At 52.3% G+C, this 20,538-nt stretch carries 26 protein-coding genes and 1 pseudogene; 1 reads left to right on the top strand and 26 read right to left on the bottom strand.

The genetic code is table 11. The features are described from left to right. Nucleotides 1-3 precede the first annotated feature (3 nt). The 20 genes and pseudogenes from AB182_RS08850 to AB182_RS08755 form a co-directional block, all read right to left on the bottom strand. Nucleotides 4-621: a tail assembly protein gene (locus tag AB182_RS08850; RefSeq protein ID WP_047369759.1), complete on the bottom strand. Its 618-nt coding sequence runs from the start codon at nucleotides 619-621 to the stop codon at nucleotides 4-6. Between the two features lie 59 nt (nucleotides 622-680). Next, a complete protein-coding gene (locus tag AB182_RS29725; protein ID WP_052958819.1) occupies nucleotides 681-1,238 on the bottom strand; it encodes a zinc ribbon domain-containing protein in 558 nt (185 codons plus the stop codon). A 60-nt stretch (nucleotides 1,239-1,298) separates the two neighbouring features. Beyond that, nucleotides 1,299-2,009, bottom strand: coding sequence for a C40 family peptidase (locus AB182_RS08840; RefSeq protein WP_047369758.1), 711 nt, complete (start codon nucleotides 2,007-2,009; stop codon nucleotides 1,299-1,301). Nucleotides 2,010-2,011: 2 nt separating this feature from the next. Then, a complete protein-coding gene (locus tag AB182_RS08835) occupies nucleotides 2,012-2,770 on the bottom strand; it encodes a phage minor tail protein L (RefSeq protein ID WP_047369757.1) in 759 nt (252 codons plus the stop codon). Then, nucleotides 2,767-3,114: a phage tail protein gene (locus AB182_RS08830; RefSeq protein ID WP_047369756.1), complete on the bottom strand. Its 348-nt coding sequence runs from the start codon at nucleotides 3,112-3,114 to the stop codon at nucleotides 2,767-2,769. Before AB182_RS08830 ends, AB182_RS08835 begins: the two co-directional genes overlap by 4 nt. Nucleotides 3,115-3,369: 255 nt before the next feature. Further along, nucleotides 3,370-5,850 (bottom strand): annotated as a pseudogene (locus tag AB182_RS32970) (phage tail tape measure protein); the annotation flags it as partial. Beyond that, complete coding sequence (locus AB182_RS08820) at nucleotides 5,831-6,160, bottom strand: phage tail assembly protein T (protein WP_071845860.1); 330 nt, start codon at nucleotides 6,158-6,160, stop codon at nucleotides 5,831-5,833. The gene AB182_RS08820 and the pseudogene AB182_RS32970, both read right to left, overlap by 20 nt. Before the next feature lie 20 nt (nucleotides 6,161-6,180). Then, entirely contained in the window at nucleotides 6,181-6,597 is a 417-nt protein-coding gene (gene gpG, locus AB182_RS08815) for a phage tail assembly chaperone G (protein WP_047369753.1), read from the bottom strand. A gap of 35 nt (nucleotides 6,598-6,632) precedes the next feature. Further along, the gene (locus AB182_RS08810) at nucleotides 6,633-7,364 is read right to left on the bottom strand and encodes a phage tail protein (protein WP_047369752.1); all 732 of its coding nucleotides are present in this window, start codon (nucleotides 7,362-7,364) and stop codon (nucleotides 6,633-6,635) included. An 8-nt stretch (nucleotides 7,365-7,372) separates the two neighbouring features. After that, nucleotides 7,373-7,777, bottom strand: coding sequence for a phage tail terminator protein (gene gpU / locus AB182_RS08805; RefSeq protein ID WP_047369751.1), 405 nt, complete (start codon nucleotides 7,775-7,777; stop codon nucleotides 7,373-7,375). After that, nucleotides 7,774-8,328, bottom strand: a complete 555-nt coding sequence (locus AB182_RS08800; RefSeq protein ID WP_047369750.1) for a phage tail protein — start codon at nucleotides 8,326-8,328, stop codon at nucleotides 7,774-7,776. Before AB182_RS08800 ends, gpU begins: the two co-directional genes overlap by 4 nt. Nucleotides 8,329-8,337: 9 nt before the next feature. Continuing rightward, nucleotides 8,338-8,613, bottom strand: coding sequence for a hypothetical protein (locus AB182_RS08795; protein ID WP_047369749.1), 276 nt, complete (start codon nucleotides 8,611-8,613; stop codon nucleotides 8,338-8,340). Beyond that, nucleotides 8,606-8,929, bottom strand: coding sequence for a DUF2190 family protein (locus tag AB182_RS08790; protein ID WP_047369748.1), 324 nt, complete (start codon nucleotides 8,927-8,929; stop codon nucleotides 8,606-8,608). The genes AB182_RS08795 and AB182_RS08790 overlap by 8 nt, the downstream gene beginning before the upstream one ends. 81 nt (nucleotides 8,930-9,010) lie before the next feature. After that, nucleotides 9,011-11,035 carry a ClpP-like prohead protease/major capsid protein fusion protein gene (locus AB182_RS08785; protein WP_120785372.1) on the bottom strand — a complete coding sequence of 675 codons (2,025 nt, stop codon included), beginning with the start codon at nucleotides 11,033-11,035 and terminating at the stop codon, nucleotides 9,011-9,013. Continuing rightward, nucleotides 10,959-12,467 carry a phage portal protein gene (locus AB182_RS08780; RefSeq protein WP_047369746.1) on the bottom strand — a complete coding sequence of 503 codons (1,509 nt, stop codon included), beginning with the start codon at nucleotides 12,465-12,467 and terminating at the stop codon, nucleotides 10,959-10,961. Before AB182_RS08780 ends, AB182_RS08785 begins: the two co-directional genes overlap by 77 nt. Then, nucleotides 12,467-12,682: a hypothetical protein gene (locus AB182_RS08775; RefSeq protein WP_047369745.1), complete on the bottom strand. Its 216-nt coding sequence runs from the start codon at nucleotides 12,680-12,682 to the stop codon at nucleotides 12,467-12,469. The genes AB182_RS08780 and AB182_RS08775 overlap by 1 nt, the downstream gene beginning before the upstream one ends. Continuing rightward, nucleotides 12,679-14,799: a phage terminase large subunit family protein gene (locus tag AB182_RS08770; RefSeq protein WP_047369744.1), complete on the bottom strand. Its 2,121-nt coding sequence runs from the start codon at nucleotides 14,797-14,799 to the stop codon at nucleotides 12,679-12,681. Before AB182_RS08770 ends, AB182_RS08775 begins: the two co-directional genes overlap by 4 nt. Next, nucleotides 14,799-15,290 (bottom strand): DUF1441 family protein, encoded by a 492-nt coding sequence (locus AB182_RS08765; RefSeq protein WP_047369743.1) that lies wholly within the window; start codon nucleotides 15,288-15,290, stop codon nucleotides 14,799-14,801. The genes AB182_RS08770 and AB182_RS08765 overlap by 1 nt, the downstream gene beginning before the upstream one ends. A 219-nt stretch (nucleotides 15,291-15,509) precedes the next feature. Beyond that, nucleotides 15,510-16,175: a hypothetical protein gene (locus AB182_RS29720; RefSeq protein ID WP_052958818.1), complete on the bottom strand. Its 666-nt coding sequence runs from the start codon at nucleotides 16,173-16,175 to the stop codon at nucleotides 15,510-15,512. A 158-nt stretch (nucleotides 16,176-16,333) separates the two neighbouring features. After that, nucleotides 16,334-16,525, bottom strand: a complete 192-nt coding sequence (locus AB182_RS08755) for a hypothetical protein (protein WP_047369742.1) — start codon at nucleotides 16,523-16,525, stop codon at nucleotides 16,334-16,336. Nucleotides 16,526-16,841: 316 nt separating this feature from the next. Here AB182_RS08755 and AB182_RS33445 point away from each other — a divergent pair, with 316 nt between their 5' ends. After that, entirely contained in the window at nucleotides 16,842-17,063 is a 222-nt protein-coding gene (locus AB182_RS33445; protein WP_456154043.1) for an ECs_2282 family putative zinc-binding protein, read from the top strand. Between the two features lie 142 nt (nucleotides 17,064-17,205). On the opposite strand, the gene AB182_RS08745 is transcribed toward AB182_RS33445, so the two are convergent. The 6 genes from AB182_RS08745 to AB182_RS30385 all read right to left on the bottom strand — a co-directional run bounded on the left by AB182_RS08745 (nucleotide 17,206) and on the right by AB182_RS30385 (nucleotide 20,386). After that, nucleotides 17,206-17,430 carry a hypothetical protein gene (locus AB182_RS08745; protein WP_047369741.1) on the bottom strand — a complete coding sequence of 75 codons (225 nt, stop codon included), beginning with the start codon at nucleotides 17,428-17,430 and terminating at the stop codon, nucleotides 17,206-17,208. Further along, entirely contained in the window at nucleotides 17,427-17,939 is a 513-nt protein-coding gene (locus AB182_RS08740; RefSeq protein WP_047373236.1) for a hypothetical protein, read from the bottom strand. Before AB182_RS08740 ends, AB182_RS08745 begins: the two co-directional genes overlap by 4 nt. 32 nt (nucleotides 17,940-17,971) lie before the next feature. Further along, a complete protein-coding gene (locus AB182_RS08735) occupies nucleotides 17,972-18,508 on the bottom strand; it encodes a lysozyme (protein WP_047369740.1) in 537 nt (178 codons plus the stop codon). Continuing rightward, nucleotides 18,508-18,723 (bottom strand): class II holin family protein, encoded by a 216-nt coding sequence (locus AB182_RS08730; RefSeq protein WP_047369739.1) that lies wholly within the window; start codon nucleotides 18,721-18,723, stop codon nucleotides 18,508-18,510. Before AB182_RS08730 ends, AB182_RS08735 begins: the two co-directional genes overlap by 1 nt. Before the next feature lie 677 nt (nucleotides 18,724-19,400). Beyond that, complete coding sequence (locus AB182_RS32545; protein WP_167337870.1) at nucleotides 19,401-19,553, bottom strand: hypothetical protein; 153 nt, start codon at nucleotides 19,551-19,553, stop codon at nucleotides 19,401-19,403. Further along, on the bottom strand, nucleotides 19,550-20,386 hold the full coding sequence (locus AB182_RS30385; protein ID WP_071845859.1) for a TAXI family TRAP transporter solute-binding subunit: 837 nt from the start codon (nucleotides 20,384-20,386) through the stop codon (nucleotides 19,550-19,552). Before AB182_RS30385 ends, AB182_RS32545 begins: the two co-directional genes overlap by 4 nt. Nucleotides 20,387-20,538 lie beyond the last annotated feature (152 nt).

Genomic DNA, 20,538 nt, shown 5'->3' with positions numbered 1-20,538 from the left:
GGATTACTGCTGGTCTTCGACGTAGATACCTGCGGAGATAATCGCTCCACCAATGCGGCGTTTTCCATAACCCGGCGGCACCGGATAACCCTGAGAGGCAGTATTTGTCACACCACCAAATGCGTAGGATGCACGGTTATCTGAGTCCTGCGCACTGGCCAGCCCTGTTGGCTGAGGTGACAGCATCTGAATAACACCGCCAATTGACATAGATACCCCCACCCCAGCCAGTGCCCCCCAGCCACCAGCAAACGCAGTTCCTCCACCAAAACCCAGCGCGGCCCCACTGGTCGCAATAGCTGCTACGGTAACAAGAGCGACACCCAGGATTGTCTGGAGCAGTCCTCCACGCTTGCTACCCATTACCACTGGCACTACGCGAATAACCTCGCCTGTAACCGGGAATCCCAGTTCGTCGACGCCTATATTTTTCTTTCCCTTAAAAACGGCATAGGTTAATCCACGGCGCTGACTGGAGATCATGAACTGCTCAAAGCCTGGTATGGTTGCAGCGAGTGCCCGCGTAGCTTCATGAGTTGTACCGATTAATCGACGGTGGGTTTTACCGAATGTCTTACCGAGAATTCCGCTAAGTTCAATCGTAGTGATTAACTCGTGCATTATTTCCCCCAAATAAAAAGCTCACGAAAGTGAGCTTTAGTGGTTAAATACGTTACTTTTTATTGATTTTTAATTTTGCGCAATGAAGTCTCTAATTGAACCACGAATTCATCAGCCAAATTAATTGGCATTGATGATTTAATATCTTGAATGACATTGCTGTGCACCTGCATTATCAGACTAATTGTTTGCGATGGCATTCTTTCATTTAACTCATGAGCATACTTTATTATATTCTCACGATTCAACGTTAATACGTTATTTTCATACCAAAGGAATTGATGGCTTTTATTATCACCTAATTTCTCATCACTTATTTTAGCCGCAACATCTCTTCCACAATGCTTGCACACCTTAGCCTGGGATAGTATTTTTTCCGCACAGTGAGGGCACTCCACCTCATCTCTCAAAGATGCTTTTGGCTTTCTAAAAATTAAAACTAGTAATCCACCAAGAAGAAAAACCGAACCAAGAATTAGATAATTCTGTTGATCCCTCATCAAACCGATATTGTTAACCCTTGTCCCATATCCAGTAGATACAGACGTATCCATGACCATAGATGAAAAAACAAAAATAATCCCAAAGATTAACAAAATTGAGCCCAGCGCTTTCATACTACGTCCCTCACACATAAAAATAAATATTTTCTTCTTGATGTCATTTGGCAAGCAACATTAAAGCATAGTGAAATAACGTAACGTTTTCGCAGTTCGTTCTTGCCAATACCCGCCATACGGACAACGATTACTTAGCATGCCATACATGTGATGAAGAAGCATGTTCCCTTCGAGCAAAACTCCGGCGTGATTCCATTTATTGGCCTGCACCTGCATGATCACCAAATCACCGGGCTGGGGTGCGCCTGAGAACTCGCGAAAACCGCACTCATACCAGTTGTCGCGATAGAGATCATCGGGATACTGATCTTCCCACCAGGGGTAATCAACTCGGTAATCGTGGAGTTCGATCCCGTGCGTTTGCCGATAATAGGACATCACCAGCCCCCAGCAGTCGTATACGCCCAGAACAAATGGACGCTCCAGCAGCGGCAGATCTCCGCGAGGCTGTATAGTGCGTAAATCACCCTCCGGCCAACTGACGATGTGCCAGGGCACCGCCATCAGGTCGCATTGCGCTTTATCCAGTTCGCTGGGCTGTGTTGTCGCATCGGGGTGGCTATGCACAATAGCTGTTACCGTTCCCCAGTCTTCAGCAGAGGCGTAATCCTCCGGTGATAATATAAAATGTTCTGTTGGTTCAGTGGCGATATTCCTACAGGGAAAATATCGTTCAACACGGCTTTTTTGCGCCACAACACCACAACACTCACGCGGATATTCAGCGGCTGCATGCGCCAAAATTGCATCAATCGTTTTCTGGTGCATGGTCAGCTCCTGATTAATGACGTGCCGGGGAATCCGCCAAAAGACAGCTCCTCATTTTCCCCAAACCGGAGTTTGCATGCTGTGAGCGTGCCATTGCACTCATCAAGTGACGGGTCAGTCACCGGTTTGTTGTTTTTATCGAAATAGCTCGTCCCGGCATAATCACAGCCATTGCCTGAGCGGTATTTACCACGAATACACCAGTTACACAGCGAATGAAGCTGACGAGTTGGGATCATCAGTCCCTGCAAATCCATTGGACTGGACAGGGCAAACTCTACTGATTCTCCCGCTACCTCGTTTGTTTTGGCATCGATATACCAGACCTGTAATTTTTCCTCAGAGGGATTTGCGGACGGATTACCCTCCACAAAATTACGTGCATCGAGATATTCCGCCAGTGTGTCGTGGATGGTAACTTTCGCCTGCAACATGTCGTCATAAGCCAGACATAACGCAGTGATGGTACTGCTGATATTAGCCACTGTTAATTTTGGGCTGGCACTGCTGCCGCTGGTTGATTTTTCCAGTCCCTCAATCTGATAGGGCCATGCAGAATACTCAACCCCCTGCCACCAGACAGATTTAGCGGGTAATTTCGACTCATCACCACCAGCAGCCAATATTTCAGCGGGAGAGTGCGGGATATTATAGTTATGAAACCGTAATATCTCACCGACACCGAACGCCGTTCCGTCGACCTCTATTACACGGACAGTATTGCCCGGTTCCAGTTTCTGATAATCACTGTTGAGGCTCATGGTGCGAACGCCTGTTCAAATGTTGCGATGATCGTGATTTGCCTGGCGGTTTTTACTAATTTCTGCAAACTATCTGCCTGCACACGCCACAAAGCCAGATCGCCAAACGGTGGCTTAAACGAGAATGATTTTGTTTTGTGCCGTCGCAAAAAATTGAATATTTCCAGTGCGGTTTCTGCTTTCCCTGTGAACGAAAAATCAAACGTCAGTGTTTCAGGATGGATGCCCTCTCCGGATACCTGGGAATAACCATCACCAAATTGAACACGCCTGATGGTATCCCTGATTTTTAGCGCAGGTTGACCCGCCGCCTGTATTTTCCAGGTGAATGTTTCGATGGTCATAATTGGATTTTACCTTTTATTCTGTGCATTCCAGATGAGGCCGCCGGGGCGGATTGCCTGTGCAATACCGTCCTGAACAGACTGATTGATAACCCGTTGATATACGCTGTTCAGTTGAGTATCCGCGCTGGACTGCTGCGGACCTGATGACGGTGTCGTGACAGATACCGGGGCATAGACACTGACACCGCCCGGGGATGAAATGGCATTACCTGTATTGCCCACATAACCGCCGGAGGCATAACCTCTCATCTGTCGGTAGAGGTTGCTGATCCCGATTCGTGACGTCGCTTCTTTGGTGAAAACAAACTCGCCGCCATGCACAACGCCCTTAGGCTCGTATTTTCCCCCATCTCCGGTATATCCGCCGACGTCGAATTTGGGGTAAGAAGGAGCGGCAAAAGACTGGCCCGATGCGGCGGGTTTAACCCCTCCACCAATCCAGCCCATTGCCTGCTGCACGGTGTACGCCACAATCAGTTGATTAGTGATCTGCACCAGCATTTTCAGCATGGACGTCGTGAAACTTTTAAAATTTGATTTCCCGGTGGTAAATACCGCCGTCATCTGGTCTGCCAGTCCCGTGAAAGCTGCTTTTGACACATCCCTGACCGAGGTGAAAACATTGGTCGCATCGCTCTGGTATTCCGCCCAGCCGCTTTTCGCACCCGCCACCCAGTTCTGGCGCAGTGCATCCTCAGCCTCATATGTTTTTTGCTGTTCAAGTACAACCCGCTGCTGTGCGGCCGGGTTGAATTTGTAGGCCTCATTCAGCCGGGACAGTGTGGCCTGTCGCTCGGCATCACGGGCAGACATACCACTGGCCTGAGCGGCAATTGCTGCCCGTTTCGCCGCCTGTTGCTCGGCAAATCGACTGGCCTGATCTGCCAGTTGATTCAGTTTTTGCTGAATCGCCACTTTATCGCCTAAATCAGCGAGCTGACGCTTGTATTCCAGCGTCTCGCTCTTGTGCGCTAACAGGGATTTTTCCTGAGCTGAAAGGGCGCGATGCTGGCTGGCTTCTTCCAGAACGGCGTACTGATTTTCCGTATTCCAGAGGTCTTTGCGCTGCTGGCTGATAACATCATTAACACTGGTATGCTGCTCCAGTGTCTTTAGCTGCGACTGCAATGCCTGTAATTCTGCGCGTGCAGTATCCTGCGCTTTATCTCCGGCTGAGGTTTTTGTTTCTGGCGTTTTGGGGTCGGCATACCGCTTTTCGATCCCGGCCTGGAGCATCTTATATTCAGACTCAGAAAATTTACCGCGGTCTTTCTCCAGCGCGGCCAGCTCTCGGGCGCGTTTTATTGCATTAGATTCGTATTTTTCCCGGAAGTTATTAGCGCGAATTGATGCAGCCAGATCGTTTGCCTGAGCTTCCGACGACTGGTTATGAACAGCCTTCATGTCCCCTTCCAGGGTTAACGCTCTTTCCAGGGAATCAATTTGCGCCTGAATATCTGAAATAACTTTCGCTCTGTCCGTTACCCTTTGTTCTGACGATTTATTCCAGTCGCCATAACTCTGGATGGTGGTGTTTTGCGGACCAAACCCATACGTCGACAGCGAAGAGGAAGAGGTGGTCAGGGCATTAAGGTCTTTTTTTTCCTCGGCCAGGCGTTGACGCAGGGCGACAAGCGTTTGCTCAGGAGATACCTGTCTGCCAACATTGAGCATTGCATCCCAGGCCGATCCCGCTGCATCCTTGATGTTTTTCCAGAGTGTTTCAATAGTCCCGAGGTTTTCCTGAATAAGCGATGAACGCGATTTCAGCGCATCCGCATAACTTTCTACTGCAAGCTTTGCGGCCCCCGTTGTATCCCCTTCTCTCTGTAATGCGGTGATATGTTCATAAACAGATGCCGTCAGAAAATGATACTGCTCATTGAGTGACAGCGCGGCCTTAACCGGGTCATCTGCAATTTTCGAGAATTCAGCAATCGTTTTCTCAACTGCCTTCCCGGTGGCTTCCTCCATAGCAACAGCAGAAGAGGCGACCGCCTCCAGCATGTTCCCCTTTAAATTGCCCGTCCCTACCGCTGTCGCCAGTGCGGCGGCATACTTCCCGACCTCCCCGGTACTGTCGCCCAGCTTACGGGCCATACCATCGAGCTGGCTGGCTGTTTTCCCGGCGTAATTCCCGGTCAGGATCAGTTGTTCGGTATATTCATCCAGCTCGTTTGAGCCCTTATACCATGCATACGTCAGCAGCCCGACGGCGACGGCCAGTGCACCAACCCCCAGGGTAACCGGCGTTAAAAAACCACGAACACGTCCCAGTTTTTCGGCTGCCTCGGTGGTGTTGTTAAGTTGCTCAGAAACATCCCCGAGGCTTTCAGATGTTTCCCCGGAGGCTTCCGTTGTTTTGGCGCTGAAACCAAACAGTGAGTCACGAAACACCTGAAACATCGGAGCCAGACCGCCGAAGCTGTCTTTGACCTGTCCACCCTGTTGCAGGAGGATGAGGAACGGAGACTGACCGCCAGCCAACTGTGTGGCAATATCCGTAAACTGCGCCGGGAGTGTTCGCAGGGCGGCGTTATACTGGCCAACTGAAATACCCGCGCGTTGCGCGGCGGCCTCCTGCCGGGAAAAGGATTGCTGGGAATCCTGCGACGCCGCAGCCGTGTCCTTACCCATATCCCTGATTTGCCGACGGGTATATTCAACCTGCTCGCTGAATTTGGTACTGTCGAGGTCAATAAGGACAGTTAAATCACCCACTGGCTGGGACATAGCGCACTCCTCCTGAAATGCCTTCGGCGAGAGCCATCATTTGCTCATCATCTGGCTCATGTTCTGGTAATTGTTCTGGCAATGGCGGGGGGGACAGGAGGCTGAAATGTGCGGGCGTCAGTTCTCCCTCACTGTCTCCACATACCAGAGAGACAACATTCAGATTTAATGCCGCGAAATGGGCATCCAGCAGCGCGTCAGTGAAAAAATGTTCATGCCAGTACCCGCGCCATTCCTCATACTCCGAGCAACTCATGCCCGCTAACATTTGTCGCCAGTCAGTACGGTTAAATTCCCGCGCCATAGACATGGCAAATCGCTTTTCGCGGGTCAGGGCTTTGCTGCTGTGGCGTCCTCTTCCCGGGATGACTCATTGTCAGAGGACGGGTCATCCGCTGCGGTGGGGGTTTCAGATGGCAGCATGCCCGACAGTTTTTTTACCTGATGCTCCGCTTTAGCAATCGCCTCAGCGGGCCAGGTGCTGAGAACCTCCGTTTGCAGTTCAGTTTCTGTTTTCCCGGCAGGATCGTTGTGCCACAGTGACTGCGCCACCAGCAATGCACCAGCACGAATAGCCAGACCGATCATCTTTGCGCTACGGCGGGTTTCAGAATCGCCCTCATCCTTTTGGGCGTCAGCCTCAGCGGTTGCAATAAATTCGAGAAAGCTGAGGCGCTGTAGCGCCGACAGCTCATTCAGTACCAGAGAATGGCCGTTATAGGTGAATTCAGCAGTTTTCAAAAACATGATGTTATCCTCAGCAGGGTGTAAACGGACGGTGATCAGGAGACAGTAATTTTGCTGATGGCGGCAAACGCCCCGTCACTGGTGATGGCAATAATTTCTGCCGTTCCCGCTGCCACACCGGTTACGGTAATCACCGAACCGGCTGCACTGACAGTCGCTTTCGCAGGATCAGATGAGGCTAAACGGAATGATTTATCCGTCGCGCTCGATGGCAGAACCGACAGGTTAAGCGTCGTTGTTGCCCCCACTGCCACAGCCGCCGTCGATTTATCGAACAATGCCCCGGTAGCAGCGATTACAGGGGTGCTGGCGTTTTCTGCCAGCACGGGTTTACCTCTGTTAGTGATCTTGACTGAGCGGGTAATGTACTCCTTGTTGGTCACCGCTTTGCCCAGGCTGCTTACCCAGCCGTAAAAAACATCCACTGTGCCGTTAGGATATTTAATGCGGTAGGTGAGGTTTAAGCCGTCTTCAAACCACTGCACCAGTGAAATTTGCCCCTGTTCACCAGGTTTCCACGCGAGGGTAAACGAGGTGTCACCGGCTGATTTCTGCCCCTGCGCGGTAGCAGTCCAGTCGGCATTGGGATCATCAATATACGTTTCGTCAAAGGAATCTGCCGTCAGTTCCCCCGGCGTCAGCTCCTTAACCTGAGCAAGACGCGCCCAGTCAGTGTCAACCAGCGGGTTGGGCGTACCTGATCCCGTGTAAATCCACAACGTCGTACCAGCGCCCTTGACGGGGGCCAGCGGATTGGGTGTAGTCATAATGATCCTCACATAATGTAGGTAATTGAATACTGCATATCTGCCGATCCCCATGTCGCCATTTCATCATCGCGCTGATAGTCGTAACCCTGAGGGGACAGCGTTTCGATGAGGTCTGCCAGTTCGGGAATGTCAGTTAATGCCGGGTAAATACGGGACTCTACCCACTGGTCCAGCGCGGTATCAGGAGAGTCAGCCCTCAGGAATAGCTCTATGTGCAGGGTTGCTGACCACTCGTCCTCATCGAGTACAGCGCCGGTGTACTGGGCATCAGTCAGATAAACAGCCACAGCAGGCAGGTCCTGTGCATCCAGGATTGCCGGACGCCCGTCAAACCAGGTGACGCCGTCGGAATCAGGGATATTTCGTTTCAGTGCCGCCAGGACAGCAGCACGAATCTGGGGATTTTTCATTTTGTCAGCACCAGTCGCAGTTGGTTTTTTAATGCCGCCAAGAGCTCTTTGGGCATGTCGGTCTGAGCCAGTTTGCTGCTCTCGTCCTTAAATGCCTGCGTCAGAGGTTCGGCCAGAGGAATGCTGACCACCTCCACCGGGTAACGGCTTTTCGTGGTGCGCCGGAGAACATGCCAGCGCCCGTTTTTCAGTTGCTGGATGAAACCACCGGGGAAAGAAAATCGACCAATACGCAGCACACTCCCGCTCCCCATGCTGTCCCGTTTACGCCGGGACAACCTGACGCTGGCTACGCCCAGCTTTATGGCGGGTAAATTACCCCGGTTAATACGGATAGTGGCCGCAGGCTTGCTGCTGGTTGCCCTTTTCAGCTTTGCACGCTGATTAACCAGTTTGCGGGGTACTTTTGTTTGTGTTGAGACAGTCCTGACGCTCCGGCTGATCGCGCGTGATGCAACCCGGTTAACAGCCTGGGCTGATGCGCGCGGAACAGCGGTGCGGCTGATACTGCTGAGATTGGCAACAGCCTGTTCCAGCCCTTTGATCTGCATCCCCGCCTCCTATTCAATCCAGATTTGCGGTTTACCGTTGAACATCTGGCAGCGGGTGACTTTGTAGCCCACCCCTTTCCAGACCAGTTCATCATTACGGCGCGGCTGGTAGTTTTCACTGAACACCACCAGCGAAATGCCATCACCGACCACCGGCCCCATTTCAGGCACAAAATGACTTTCTACCGCGATAAAGTCGTTGCCATTGATAGTGACCGGGTCTCCCATGCGCCGGATGGTGGCGGCATCCATACGGGCCGCCATTTGTTCGAAGGGGTTAGGCATTGAGCAGAACCAGCACAGACGTGCTGCTGGCCCCGGCGGCTTCCCATGTTTTCCCGGCAGGGGTCGCGCTGGTATTTGAAAGCTGGATTTTCCCGTCTTTGAAATACACGCTCTTACCCTGAGCGATGTCATCTGCTGACAGTTTTGGCAGCGAAACCACACCTGCCGCCAGGCCATCACCGGTGCTGCCTGGCTGAATATCCGTGACAGCAACCACCAGCAAATCACCCACAACAACAGGTGTACCGCTGGTGATGACGGTGTTGCCGGAATTGGTGAGCGCCAGGGTTTTGCCGTCCTGAACATAATTTTTCATAAAAGGGTCTCCACGGCTCCGGCTGGAGCCGTATTGCAGGCATAAAAAAAGCCCTTACGGGCGGAAGTGTCGGCGCTGTGATTACTGGCCGGATGATTTCGTCAGGCCGCGATAGTCCAGTGGGGCCACACCAGCATCAATGCGCACTTTCGTGGCAATGCCGTCAGTGGTGAAGCCATCCTGCTGGTCGATGTACGGGGTATCCACGCCATTGAGATAGGCTACCTCGATAGTATCGCTCCCCCTCGCCGCGGCGAGATACCAGGCTTTCGGGTCTGCATCATCAAGGCGGGCCTCGGCGATGACATCAGCGAAATTCTGGATAGGGTTCATTATCCCGGAATTGACGTCGGCCCCCTTCACGCTGGCAGATTTGATGGTCTGGTTTGCCAGCGTTTCCAGTGCCACCGGCACCAGCATAAATGCCGGGCGGATATTCAGGGAGCGGGCGCCCTCTTTTTGCAGGCGCATCAGTTTCCGGCTGTCGTCCAGGCTGGCAACCGAAATGGCCCCGGTACTGAGGTTGGCATGATCGGCATGGAAAAGTGCCTTGCCGTCTGACAGTTTTGCATTGCCTGTCAGCACAGCATAAACCAGGTCACCGATTGTGCCTTTTGCCGCACGCCCCATTTTCATGGGGACATCGGTCAGTTGATTCAGGTCATCATTAATAATGGCCTGACGGGTGACGGAGAAGATCTCACCGTAAGTTGCCAGGGCGATGGTCTGGCCCTTATCCCCGGTGGTCACATATTTATACTCTGCCCCCTCACGCACCTGGCGCAATGACGGGAATCCCCCCATGCCCACGCGATGCGCAGTTTTAAAATCACTCAGGCTCCCCTTTTTAGTCCACAATTCGAAACTTTCCGTTGCCTCTTCCCAGCCCTGCAACAGGGCTTTGTTGGACACATCCAGCAGAATGTTGCCGAAATCTGACGTGCTGTGCGTCAGCGCGAGCCCGACCATCTGTACCGGGTTAAGACCTGAAACACCAATGCCGCGCTCAGTCAGCGCCATGCGGGCCAGTTCGCGCAGCGTCATACCGTTATAAAAATTATCCTTTTCCTGGGCTTCATAACCTGCGCGGGCCATCAGGGATTTACGGATGCCATCGCCGACGATATTGCCGTTACCCGCATAAATGTGGGGCTGGTTGTTTTTATTCGACGGGGTGCTGTCTTTGCCCAGTTCGGCCAGCAGCTTATCTTTCGCCATCGCCACTGAGCACTCCACATCGCTGACACAAGAGGTCTGCAATTCCAGGTGCTTGCCGCCGAACATCGCGAACAGGTCTTTAATCCCGTTTACACGCTCTTTTTGTTCAGCGACCACCTGGGCACGGATGGCATTTTCGTCCACAACAGGTACGGGGGTTGGTTGCTGCGGGTTAGCCGGTTCGCGCGGCGTGGTATTACGCGGCGGCGACAGCATATTACGGATGGCTTTAGGCATCTTTTCGAATTCCTCAATACGTTTTGACTGAATACAGGCCATTGCCTGCAATGATGGGATTGTCTGATCCGCAAATCCCTGGGCAACACACTCACTGCCGCTCATCCAGGTTTCGTCCTCCAGCATGGCCGCGATTTCCTCTGCCGATTTCCCTGTTTTGTCGGCATAGGCAGGGATCAAAACAGACTCCATTTTGTCCAGGAGGTCGGCATAATCCCGCATATCGTTGGCGTCGCCGCCTGCAAATCCCCAGGGTTTGTGGATCATCATCATGGTGTTTTCCGGCATGATGATTGGGTTGCCGACCATAGCGATAACGGATGCCATCGAGGCGGCGATCCCATCGATGTGCACTGTGATGGCTGCGCCGTGGAATTTGAGGGCATTAAAAATGGCGATGCCTTCAAAGACGTCGCCACCGGGTGAGTTGATATGCAGATTAATGTGGCTGACATCGCCCAACGCCTGTAGATCACTGACAAACTGACGTGCTGTCACCCCCCAAAAACCAATTTCGTCATAAATATAAATTTCCGCTTCACTCGCCGCGCTGGCCTTCATGCGGAACCAGGAGTTACTTTTTGCGCTGGCTTTCGGGTTGCGGATCACCCGGTTTCGTTGGTGTTTCGGCACTGGTGCCTCCTTTGTCATTGGCGGGGTCGGTGTCGTACACCAGGCCCAGTTCGCGGTTTTCGTCGGTCTCCGCTTTTCGGCGGCGTTTCACATCGTCAGGGTTGCTGCCTCGCGCACGAACCCAGTCAGATTCGGTTGCCGCACCACCACGGATAAGTATTTTCCAGGCGTTCGCCTCTTTTGCCGGGTCAATCCAGGGCATAACCGGCCCCGAATAAACAGCCGAATACAACGTGTCCATATCCAGACCACGCGGCACAGTGATTTTCCCTGAGAGGATCGCCAGATTCAGCCAGGCGCGGTAAATGTGGCGGGTAACCGAACCGATGAACCAGTCCTGAAGGACAAAATACCCGTCGGTGGACTCCACCAGCTCCTGGCGCTGGGCGCTGTACGTGCCGTCGTAGTTGCGGGATGCACTGGAATAGCTGATGCGCGTTCCGGCAGAAACAGCGCGTAGCTGGCCGTTGCGGAATGATTCAAGATTGGTGTTCGGGCGGTCCGATTTGATCATCCCGATTTCCTCACCGGGGCGCAGGTCGTCGTAAAGCATCCCGGGCTGAATCAACAGGTCGCGATCCTGTCCGGGGCCGGTCTGGTCATCTTCATAGCTCTGACCATCACCTTTTTTGATATACATCCCCAGCGCCGCAGCAATACGCGCGGCCACCAGTTCTGAATCTTCATATTCTTTCAGGGCACTCAGGCGCATCAGCACACCAGAAAAAAGCGACGTGCCCCGCGCCTGATGCAGCCGCCGGGTAAATTTCAGGTGAAGCATGTTTTCCGCTGCAATGTCCTTAGTCTCAAGCTGCCGCCCTGACACGGGACTGGTTTTATACACCTGGTATTTTTTTGGCCTGCCCCAGTTGTCTTTATAAATGCCCTGAATCAGCCCCTGTGATTCATCGCTCTGCATCGGAACGTAATCAGCCTCCAGGGCTTCCAGCCAGAAACTGATCCCGGCAACAGGTGAAAGCCCACTGGCATTACCGCTGACCAACTGGGTAAATACCTCCCCGTCACGCAACCAGCTACGTAATAACAGGCGCTCCAGCATCGGGCGGGTAAATTCCCCGGTGACATCAGGTGAAACAGACCATTCAGCCCATGCAGCACGTATCTGGCTGGCGAATTTTTTCGCAATATTCCCGTTTTTTAGCACCGGATGGGGATCGACAATAATGCCCTCAGACCCGATAACCCGCTCTTCGAGTTTGTCCAGGATGCCGATGACCAGATCGTTATTGTTGTCCAGCCAGCGGGCCTGTTCCCGGAGCGAAACCGCCCCGTTCTGGCTTAACTGGTTACCGGAACGATTTTCGCGGCGGGCCTTGTGTGTCCGGGTCGGCTTTACAGCTTCAAATGCCTGAATTACCGCCTTTGAACGAAGTCGGGCAGCTTTCCAGCCAGGCGAAATCAGACCGATTACACTATCCAGTAGAGACATCAGCCAAACCTCGCCAGTTTATAGCCGGGTCGCCCCTGACTTTGTCTGTCACTGGCGGCCAGGCGCCGCTCCCACTCCTGCCGCCCTTTTCGAATCTCAGACAGATTCTCATAGGACATCTGCTGACCATTGAACGTGATGGATTTACCGTCAAGTACAGCCATTTCAGCTTCTACATATCGCTGTATCATCGCCTCGATATCAGTACGTTTCACAACCAGCCTCCTGATGCTGTGACCCAGGGGTTGGAATCCTGGTCGTTGGTTTCTGTCACGGTGCTTTCCCGTGCTTTCTGGTTTCGGCTAACAGGCGGAGCAGCCGGCGGGGATGGCGCTTCGCCAGTTTCCGGCGGCGCGTTCTCCAGCCACGTTTGCCGCCGTGACCAGTCTGGCGCATTCGGCCATTTAATCTTTTCGTAGCCGTGAAGGATGGCCAGCGCATCGGCATAGACGAGCAGATCAAAGGCTTCATTCGGACCGCGACCCGGTTTGCTCCATTTTCCATCAGGTGAACGCTCCTCATACGTCAGCTCGTCGTAAAACCAGCTACCGAGCCATTTAGGGAAATGCACGTAGTTAGGCCCAGGCGACTCGCGCCATAAGGCGTTATTCACCTGGTCTTTCAGTGCATCGGTCTGGAGAAGAAAAAGCGGCACATCGCCCACGGCTTTTGCTCGCCGGGTTGACCTGTCAGTGTTATCAGGGAATGTGCGGGTGATGAGTTTTGAGCGGCGGACACTGTCGCCCTTAAAGAGATAAATCTTTTTGCCCAGCCCTTCACGGCGGCATTTACGCCAGAACTTATAGGCGTTGTCGGTAACACCATCCTCGCCGCCGGAATCGACCGCCATTGCCATCAGGCGCATGCGCTTTGATGGTTCACTCGCTAACACCCATGACTTTTCGAACACGTCGGACAGCAACAAATCCCAGTCCTCCGGGTAGCTGGCCGGGTCAATGGGGTAGCATTCGCCGTGCTCACTGGCCCGTAGTGACTGACGAATGTTGTAGCGATCAACCACCCACCGCTCACCCTGTACGCCATAGCCGGTAACCTGCACAACGAACCGGCGAGACCTGCCGCCCTGCACATCAACAGTCGCTACCAGGAATTCGACGCCATCAGGTACGGTGCGTTTTGGCACCACTTCGGCGCGTTGCTCAAGCAGCTCGCCCTTGCGCTGTTCGAGGTTGGCGCGGGGGAGATAAGGCCGACCAAAGTCGGTGTTTACGACTGTTTTTAGCGTTTCCTCGCTCTGCGTCGCCTCATATTCCTGCTCGGCGGTCAGGAATTTGTAGATCATCTGCGCCCACGTCTGATAAGCGGCGGCGGGCCCCTCCATCCAGAACGACGCGATACGCGAGCGGCGCGGCTCGCCATATCTGTTGCCATCACGGTCTATTTTTTCTCCGTCGCGCAGCCAGACAGAACGAATATTCAGTTCGCGTTTCATCTCCGGCGTAATTTTGCCTTTACATGCAGGACACTGGAGATAGGCGGATTCACTGGCCAGTACAGGATCCGGTGAATCACGGTAGCCTGTCATGTTGGCGACTTCCGGCTGAAAATATTCCCCGCAATGCGGACATGGCCAGTAGAGACGGCGACGATCACCACGGTTAAACAGCGACAGAATCCCGGTCGTCGGTGGTGCTTCATGCGCGGTGGTGGGTCGCCATTTTGTGTCGCGAATGTCACGCCCGGGGGAGCTTTCCACCAGCGTCATCCCACTGGACATAAAAGTGGTGGTACGTTTCGAACCCAGGGAAAAGGCATCGCCCTCCCCGTCAATATCTTCGGGGAATCGGTCATAGTCCGTCAGCGCCACACTTTTATAGTCAGACGACGACATGATGTTGACCGACGGCCAGCCGAGCTTGAGATAGTTACCGGCCCGAAATGTGCGGTCGTGGACGTTGTTGTCATTACGACGCGGACTGAGCCGTAATTTCACTTCCGGGCTACAGCGGAAAGTGCGGTCGAGGCGCTTCTTGGAGTGCTCACGTGCTTTCTCTTCGGACACCTGTATGACCAGCATGTCAGCAGGATCACAAACAATGTTGTAGACAATCCATCCATCAATCAGGCCGATGGTCTTCCCGGTTCGGGCAGGCCCAACAAACACCACGGCATCATATTCACGGGATGCCAGGCAATTCATAGGCTCAATAATGTACGGGGCCAGATTCGGATCCCACGGTACGGAGTTCCCCGCCCCCATCGGCACACGCATATATGAGCTGACCGCATCGGCCACCTGCATACGACGCGGGGCACGTAAAATGCCGGAGACATCACGTCGGATCCCCCTTGCTGATGCCCGTTTTGCCATCAGTCCTCCTCTGGCTCATCCTCCTCTGGTTCGGCGTCCATGACCTTCTGTGCGACCTGATCGCGCAGGTCATCAATCACGCTTTGTACACGTGAGACCGCAACCGGCGTAAGGGCGCAATCACGTTCAAGTATGTCCGGGAGTGTTTCAAGCACCATGACGACAGCTTTCGCCATCAGTGAAAATTCCCTGGCAACGTCTTCGGCTGGAATAAGCTGCTTTGTGTCGACCTCGAATTTCAGCCTCTCGTTTTCAGCCTTCCAGTGCGCAAGCCTGTCTGCTGGTTCCATCTCTTCCACGTTTGCCGTAGCGACGGTCGGGATCATCAGTTCGCTCAGAATATCGTTGACCAGATAAAGCTTGAGCTTGCTGTTACTACCTGCTGCCGGAGCAACATTTTTTAGCCTGGCGGCAACCGTCTGGCGATGTACGCCAGTGATCCCGGCCAACTGGTTAATGTTGAGTTTTAACGAAGCAATTTCCTGGTCCATGATGGTGAACACTTTTTGTACAAATCGACATCATTGAAAAGTCGGCATGTGAAAAATCAATAGGTTGAGCAGATGATGATGATGACCATAGATATAGAAAACTAGCCGAATCCCGCGAGTCCGTCGCCCCGTGGCAAAGCCCCCCTCCGGGAGGACCCACTCAAATGATAAGGATTATCATTTGAATAAATAGGTGTTGTGACGTCCAGACGGAGGTGTTCAGGTTCTGGTGCGGAAGGCGTACAGCAAACCACCGGGCTGTAGTTCTTTCTCGATTGTGGCTTTGACCACCTCGCTAATGGATGCCGACAGGCTAGCAAGACTGGCTGATTGTTGATCGAATCGGCATTGCACCTCTTGGCGCCATTCATCCAGTTCATTACCCGGAGATTGGATGCTGACTGCGTGCAGCGCCATCAATTCATCAATCATCTCTTCTGAATATTCTGTCATTTCGCCAGTAAGGTATCGCCCAACGATAGCCTGAATTGCATCGCGGCCACTCAAGGATTGAAGGTTCGCTGACAGCTCATTTAAACGGTCTTCAACAGTCTGTTCCCAGGGCTTCACTGTCGTGGCAGCGATGGTGCAGGAAATAAAGGCATCATTGATGAACACCTGCCCATCTTTAATCTTCATCGGCGACTGTTTACCAAAGCGGCTGTCTGCCAGATAGCTGATAGCGAACGCTTGCCCGGAAGGAGTGAGGAAGTTGAAATGATGCTCACCACCGAACGGCGTTACCGTGTCCTGCGTCATCACGTAACCGAGTTCACGCAGTTCAGCAGTACCAGCCTTTGATGGCAAGTCACCATCCACAAGCGCACCACGGAAGAAAAGCGCATGCAGAACATCGCCAGCAGCACCGGATAGTTCTTTGCTCATGGTTGTTTCCTTTTAGGCGTGAGCCTGTCGCACGGGAAGACCCCCCGATAAAGCGGAATGCCCCAGGCTCACTACTGAAAGATATCGTTAGGTTAGGCTGCGCGTGCGAGGCGCATAAAAAAAGCCCCGCAGTTGCGAGGCTTTCAAAATAATATCCCTTACAGCCCGCTCATAACGCTGATCGGGTACCAGCTCTCATCAATTTCTACTTCGAAGTAGCTGTAAGTAAAACTTCCGGTTTCCGTATTGATGCTGGTAAGAAAGGCACCATCAGGAGCCTTGAACTCGCCATTAACGGATTCTCCGACTTCCGTTGGGGACATGCGCATACTTTCAATTTTGTGTTTCATGATGCCATCCTTTAATACCTACCATTAGGTACAAAGAATTTTACCAAAGCCTACTTACACACAATGGGCTCTACGGGCATCAAATTGTGATGACACTCACAAAATTTTGCGAACGCCGAGACTTCGATAGCGTTGCCAGAGTTAACCTAATCATCAACATGGCAGTCTCGACAAGTCTCTTTAATCTAAGCACTGCTCACGCACATACGCTTGCAACCCAGTCAGTTGTTTGTGATCGACACGTGATCCATGCCATTCCCCAACAGCATGAATTTGTTTAATCTTTAAACTCCCCAACAGTAGAAAGGATATATTCATGCAAACTATGAAGGCCGTTTGTCCTGATTGCGGTAGTGAGATGTTCGAGAGGCCCGACGATTTTGACTTTGATACAAATTTCGTTGATGTCTTTTGTGCTGAATGCGGTAGAGAGATTACCAGGGACGATGTTGTTGATCAGGCCACGGACACGGTTAGAAAACAAATTGACGACGTGCTCAGGGATACCCTGAAAGGAACGGGCTGGAAGTTTAAGTAACTTTATCAGTTCTCCAACCTGCTTCATTGCCTCATTGGCGTCTATTGTGATTTCTATAGGCGCCAAATTGACTTTACTCATCATTCTTACCCCGTATTAATTCACCTCAAACACTGCTCGCGCACATATGCTTTCAGACCAGTTAATTGGCTGAGCTGATGTCGATGTAATACTCTTTGCCCTGCTCAAACTGGCTGAACGCAGCGGGGTTAGAGATGTGCATCTGTAGCAGGCCACCCGGCGTGTACTTCGACCAGGTTTTATTTTCTGGCGTGTCGTCGGTAACGGGACTCATGTGGACAGTGCAATAAGAATTGTCGTCAGCCTTTTGAATGAAGTGACAACGGAACTTGGCACGAACGGTCATGGTTTTTCCTCTGTTGGTTTCTGGCGCTGTTGTTCGATATCGCGGATGCCCGCGAAATTGTTATTGCCCTGCTCTATGGTTGCCAGCAGCGGCTCAATCCATAAAACAGCCTGGCAGTACGTCAGCCCGCTGGCGGGAGTGGAACCACCATCGGCTGAGTCAGGCCCGGTGGAATCGGTGTGCATTGCCCCGGCACGTAAACGGTTCGTGTATTCGAGCAGCCCACCAGCAATATCATCAGGAACAGGCAGATCGCAGGTTTTATCACGGCGTAATATCTCCCGGTATTTGATTACCGTTGTTTCGCTGTTCCCGGCTACAATTGCGTTTGCCCGCGCGGCGGTCTCAGCGGTTTTATTGAAGCGGTTTATGTTGAATGCCTGAGTGGCTATTACCTGACCCTGCAGAGCATTGTCTGACTTGAGTACGCGGTTTTCACTCTCAGCAGTTGCGGCTTTGTCGCTGTAGTGAAATGCCGACCAGGACAGGCCACCGATGATGCTCAGAATAAAAGCGCCAATCACAATGAGGTACCTTGCTTTCACTGGTATTCCCCCCAGCACGTCAGGGCGCTTTCCTGATCCCGTCGCTCTACCTGCCCGTAACAGCCGTTCGCCTGGCCTTTGGTTAACCGACAGTCGCGACCACCATCTTTAATCCACCAGCGAATTGCCTCACATGCACCTTTGCGGTCGCCAGCATTGATTCTTTGGTAGAACGTCGAAGGGAAACACTTAGAGGGACCGATGTTGTAAGGGCAGAATGACGCAATACCTACTTTCTGCGGTTCAGTTAGCGGCACTTTTATATTTCGGTCCACCCATGCAAGTGCCTTATCACGCTCGACAGCGTTAGCCTTTTTGCACTGTTCCTCTGTTGCACGCTGGCCTTTAATGACAGGCTTGCCATTGATAACCGTTACACCATGACACAGTGACCAGATGCCACCGGGATCGACAACGGCCACCAGCGCGTTGCCTTCTTTCTCGCTGATGAACTGATCAAACAGTACCGGCGCTGATGCACCTGCAGCGATAAGAGACAACATTGCCGCGCTAAGCTTTGCCCTGTTTGCCATCACTCACCCCTAGCGGCTTTGCGCCGATCCTCTTTAATTTTGAAATACAGATTGGTCAGATATGTCAGCAGACCAAAAAGAATACTTGCGAGAACACCTAACGCTGCCCACTGTGAGGGCGAGACTTTATCCAGTAGCTGGAGCACCCAGAACCCTCCGTTTGCTCCGGCAAAACCGTAGCTCACACCAGTTGTGATTTTGTCCATTCGATACATACTCCACCTCCGCTTTTGGGAAGTACTGTGTGGAAGAGGGAGAAATAAAAAAGGCCCACTCGCAGGGAGCAGGCCTAAAGAGAAAAATAACAAAACAGAGAATACTGTGGTGCCGGGTGCCTCCCGGTGAGTCTTTGGTCAGCCACCGTGACTCGCGTTAGCTAATGAGACCGTAGTGGAAAACCGGTACTGTTTACGCCCCTCCGCACAGGGGGATTCACCACCTCAACAATGTAAAATTGCCAATACCAATTCGTCAATGAGTTAAACTCATCATCCAAACAAAGCAACAGCCTTAGCCATAAAAAAAGACCTGCCACGGGACAGGTCATAAATCAGGGTTATCTCTATATTTGTTATGCATAATTCCAAGTATTCCGAAGGTGCAGGACTGTTGCGTACCGTTGGTGTAAGTTACAGAAACAGCAACCTGTCTTACACACCCCCGCAAATCTGGATTTATTACAGAAATACATTACCACGGGTATAAAAGCATTTCGCCAAAATTTAGCTTTGTACATTTTCGTGATCTGATCCACACTTATCAGGCGTTAACAGACATATAACCAGACGTGTTGCTGTATTTCACATGGAGTGTACGGTGTCGTCACTTCCTGTTTTTTTTCATAACATTCCACACTCCCCCCCCCCATACAACAGGGGATTTTTGTGCAGTATTATTTTTTAGCTTTATAAGGTCGGTACCAGCAGACCACCAGCATGACGATGGAAATGCCCAGCAGAGCAAAATCCATCAGTACGCCAGCCAGCCGCCAGGCAATAAACAGAGACACGATAAAAAGAGTCCACCCGCCAATGCGCTTAATCATTTGTTGCCCAGCACGCGGGACAGGTTTTTGAGCAGTACAGTTGATGCGGTTTCCAGCATGTCATCTCCGGCATCTGTGTTTGCGACCACCAGCGTTTTAGTACACGGCACTTTCACTTTTGAATCGCTGAGCCAGCCAGATTCAGTGACCGCCTTTTTCAGCTCATAAACCGCTTTGCCGTTTGGCAACTTATCGTCGACGTTCCAGCCATTCATGCTGATCATCGTCAGGCCGCTGCCCTTCTGGTTTACTGACTCCAGAAACTTATTCGTGCGGTCGGGTGCGGATACCCACAGGAATGCGTCATATTCTCCGGTGGCAACTTTAGCCAGTGAGCGAACGCCACCCTTTGCGTAGGTCTCAACTTTTGCGTAATTCTTTTCGAGCGTCTGGAGATATTGCCAGGATGCATAAGAACCGCTGGCAGGTTCACCCACGGCGATTTTAATGCCTTCTTTCAGATCGCTTTCGCTGCCGACCTTCCCGCCGTCTTTCACGGCCACAAACACGCATTCATCGCCCAGCTCGCCGATGATGTCGACCTTCTGAGCTTCGTTACCGTGTCGGCTGCGCCAGAACTGAAATGCATCAGCCTGGGTGAAACCGATCTGCGCTTCGCCGCTGGCGACTTTATCAAGGTTGTCCAGTGAGCCTTTGCTCGGGACTACTGTCGATTTATAGCCATATTCGCTTAGCGCACTGGCGAGGTTCACACCATACACAGCGTTGTACGTTAAGCCCTGCTGCCCGGTGGTGATCGTGATGTCAGCGGCTGTTGCTCCAAAACTGGAAAACAGGAGAACCGCCGCAATAGCGGTGAATGATTTCTTCATGGGACTTTCCTTTAAGGGGTGAGCCAGTGCCCAGGGAGAGTACGCAGAGAGTCAGACTCCCTGTGGCTCACCTCTGTAAAGGCTCTGCGGTTTGATGTTTGCGTCGGCACAGACGCGGGATGGCTTCGGCCGCCGGAGCAATCACAACCAGA

This window comes from Phytobacter ursingii (assembly GCF_001022135.1).
GTDB classification, from domain to species: Bacteria; Pseudomonadota; Gammaproteobacteria; order Enterobacterales; family Enterobacteriaceae; genus Phytobacter; species Phytobacter ursingii.
Note: the sequence above shows the minus strand (reverse complement) of the source record. Positions and strands in the feature narration are given on the sequence as shown.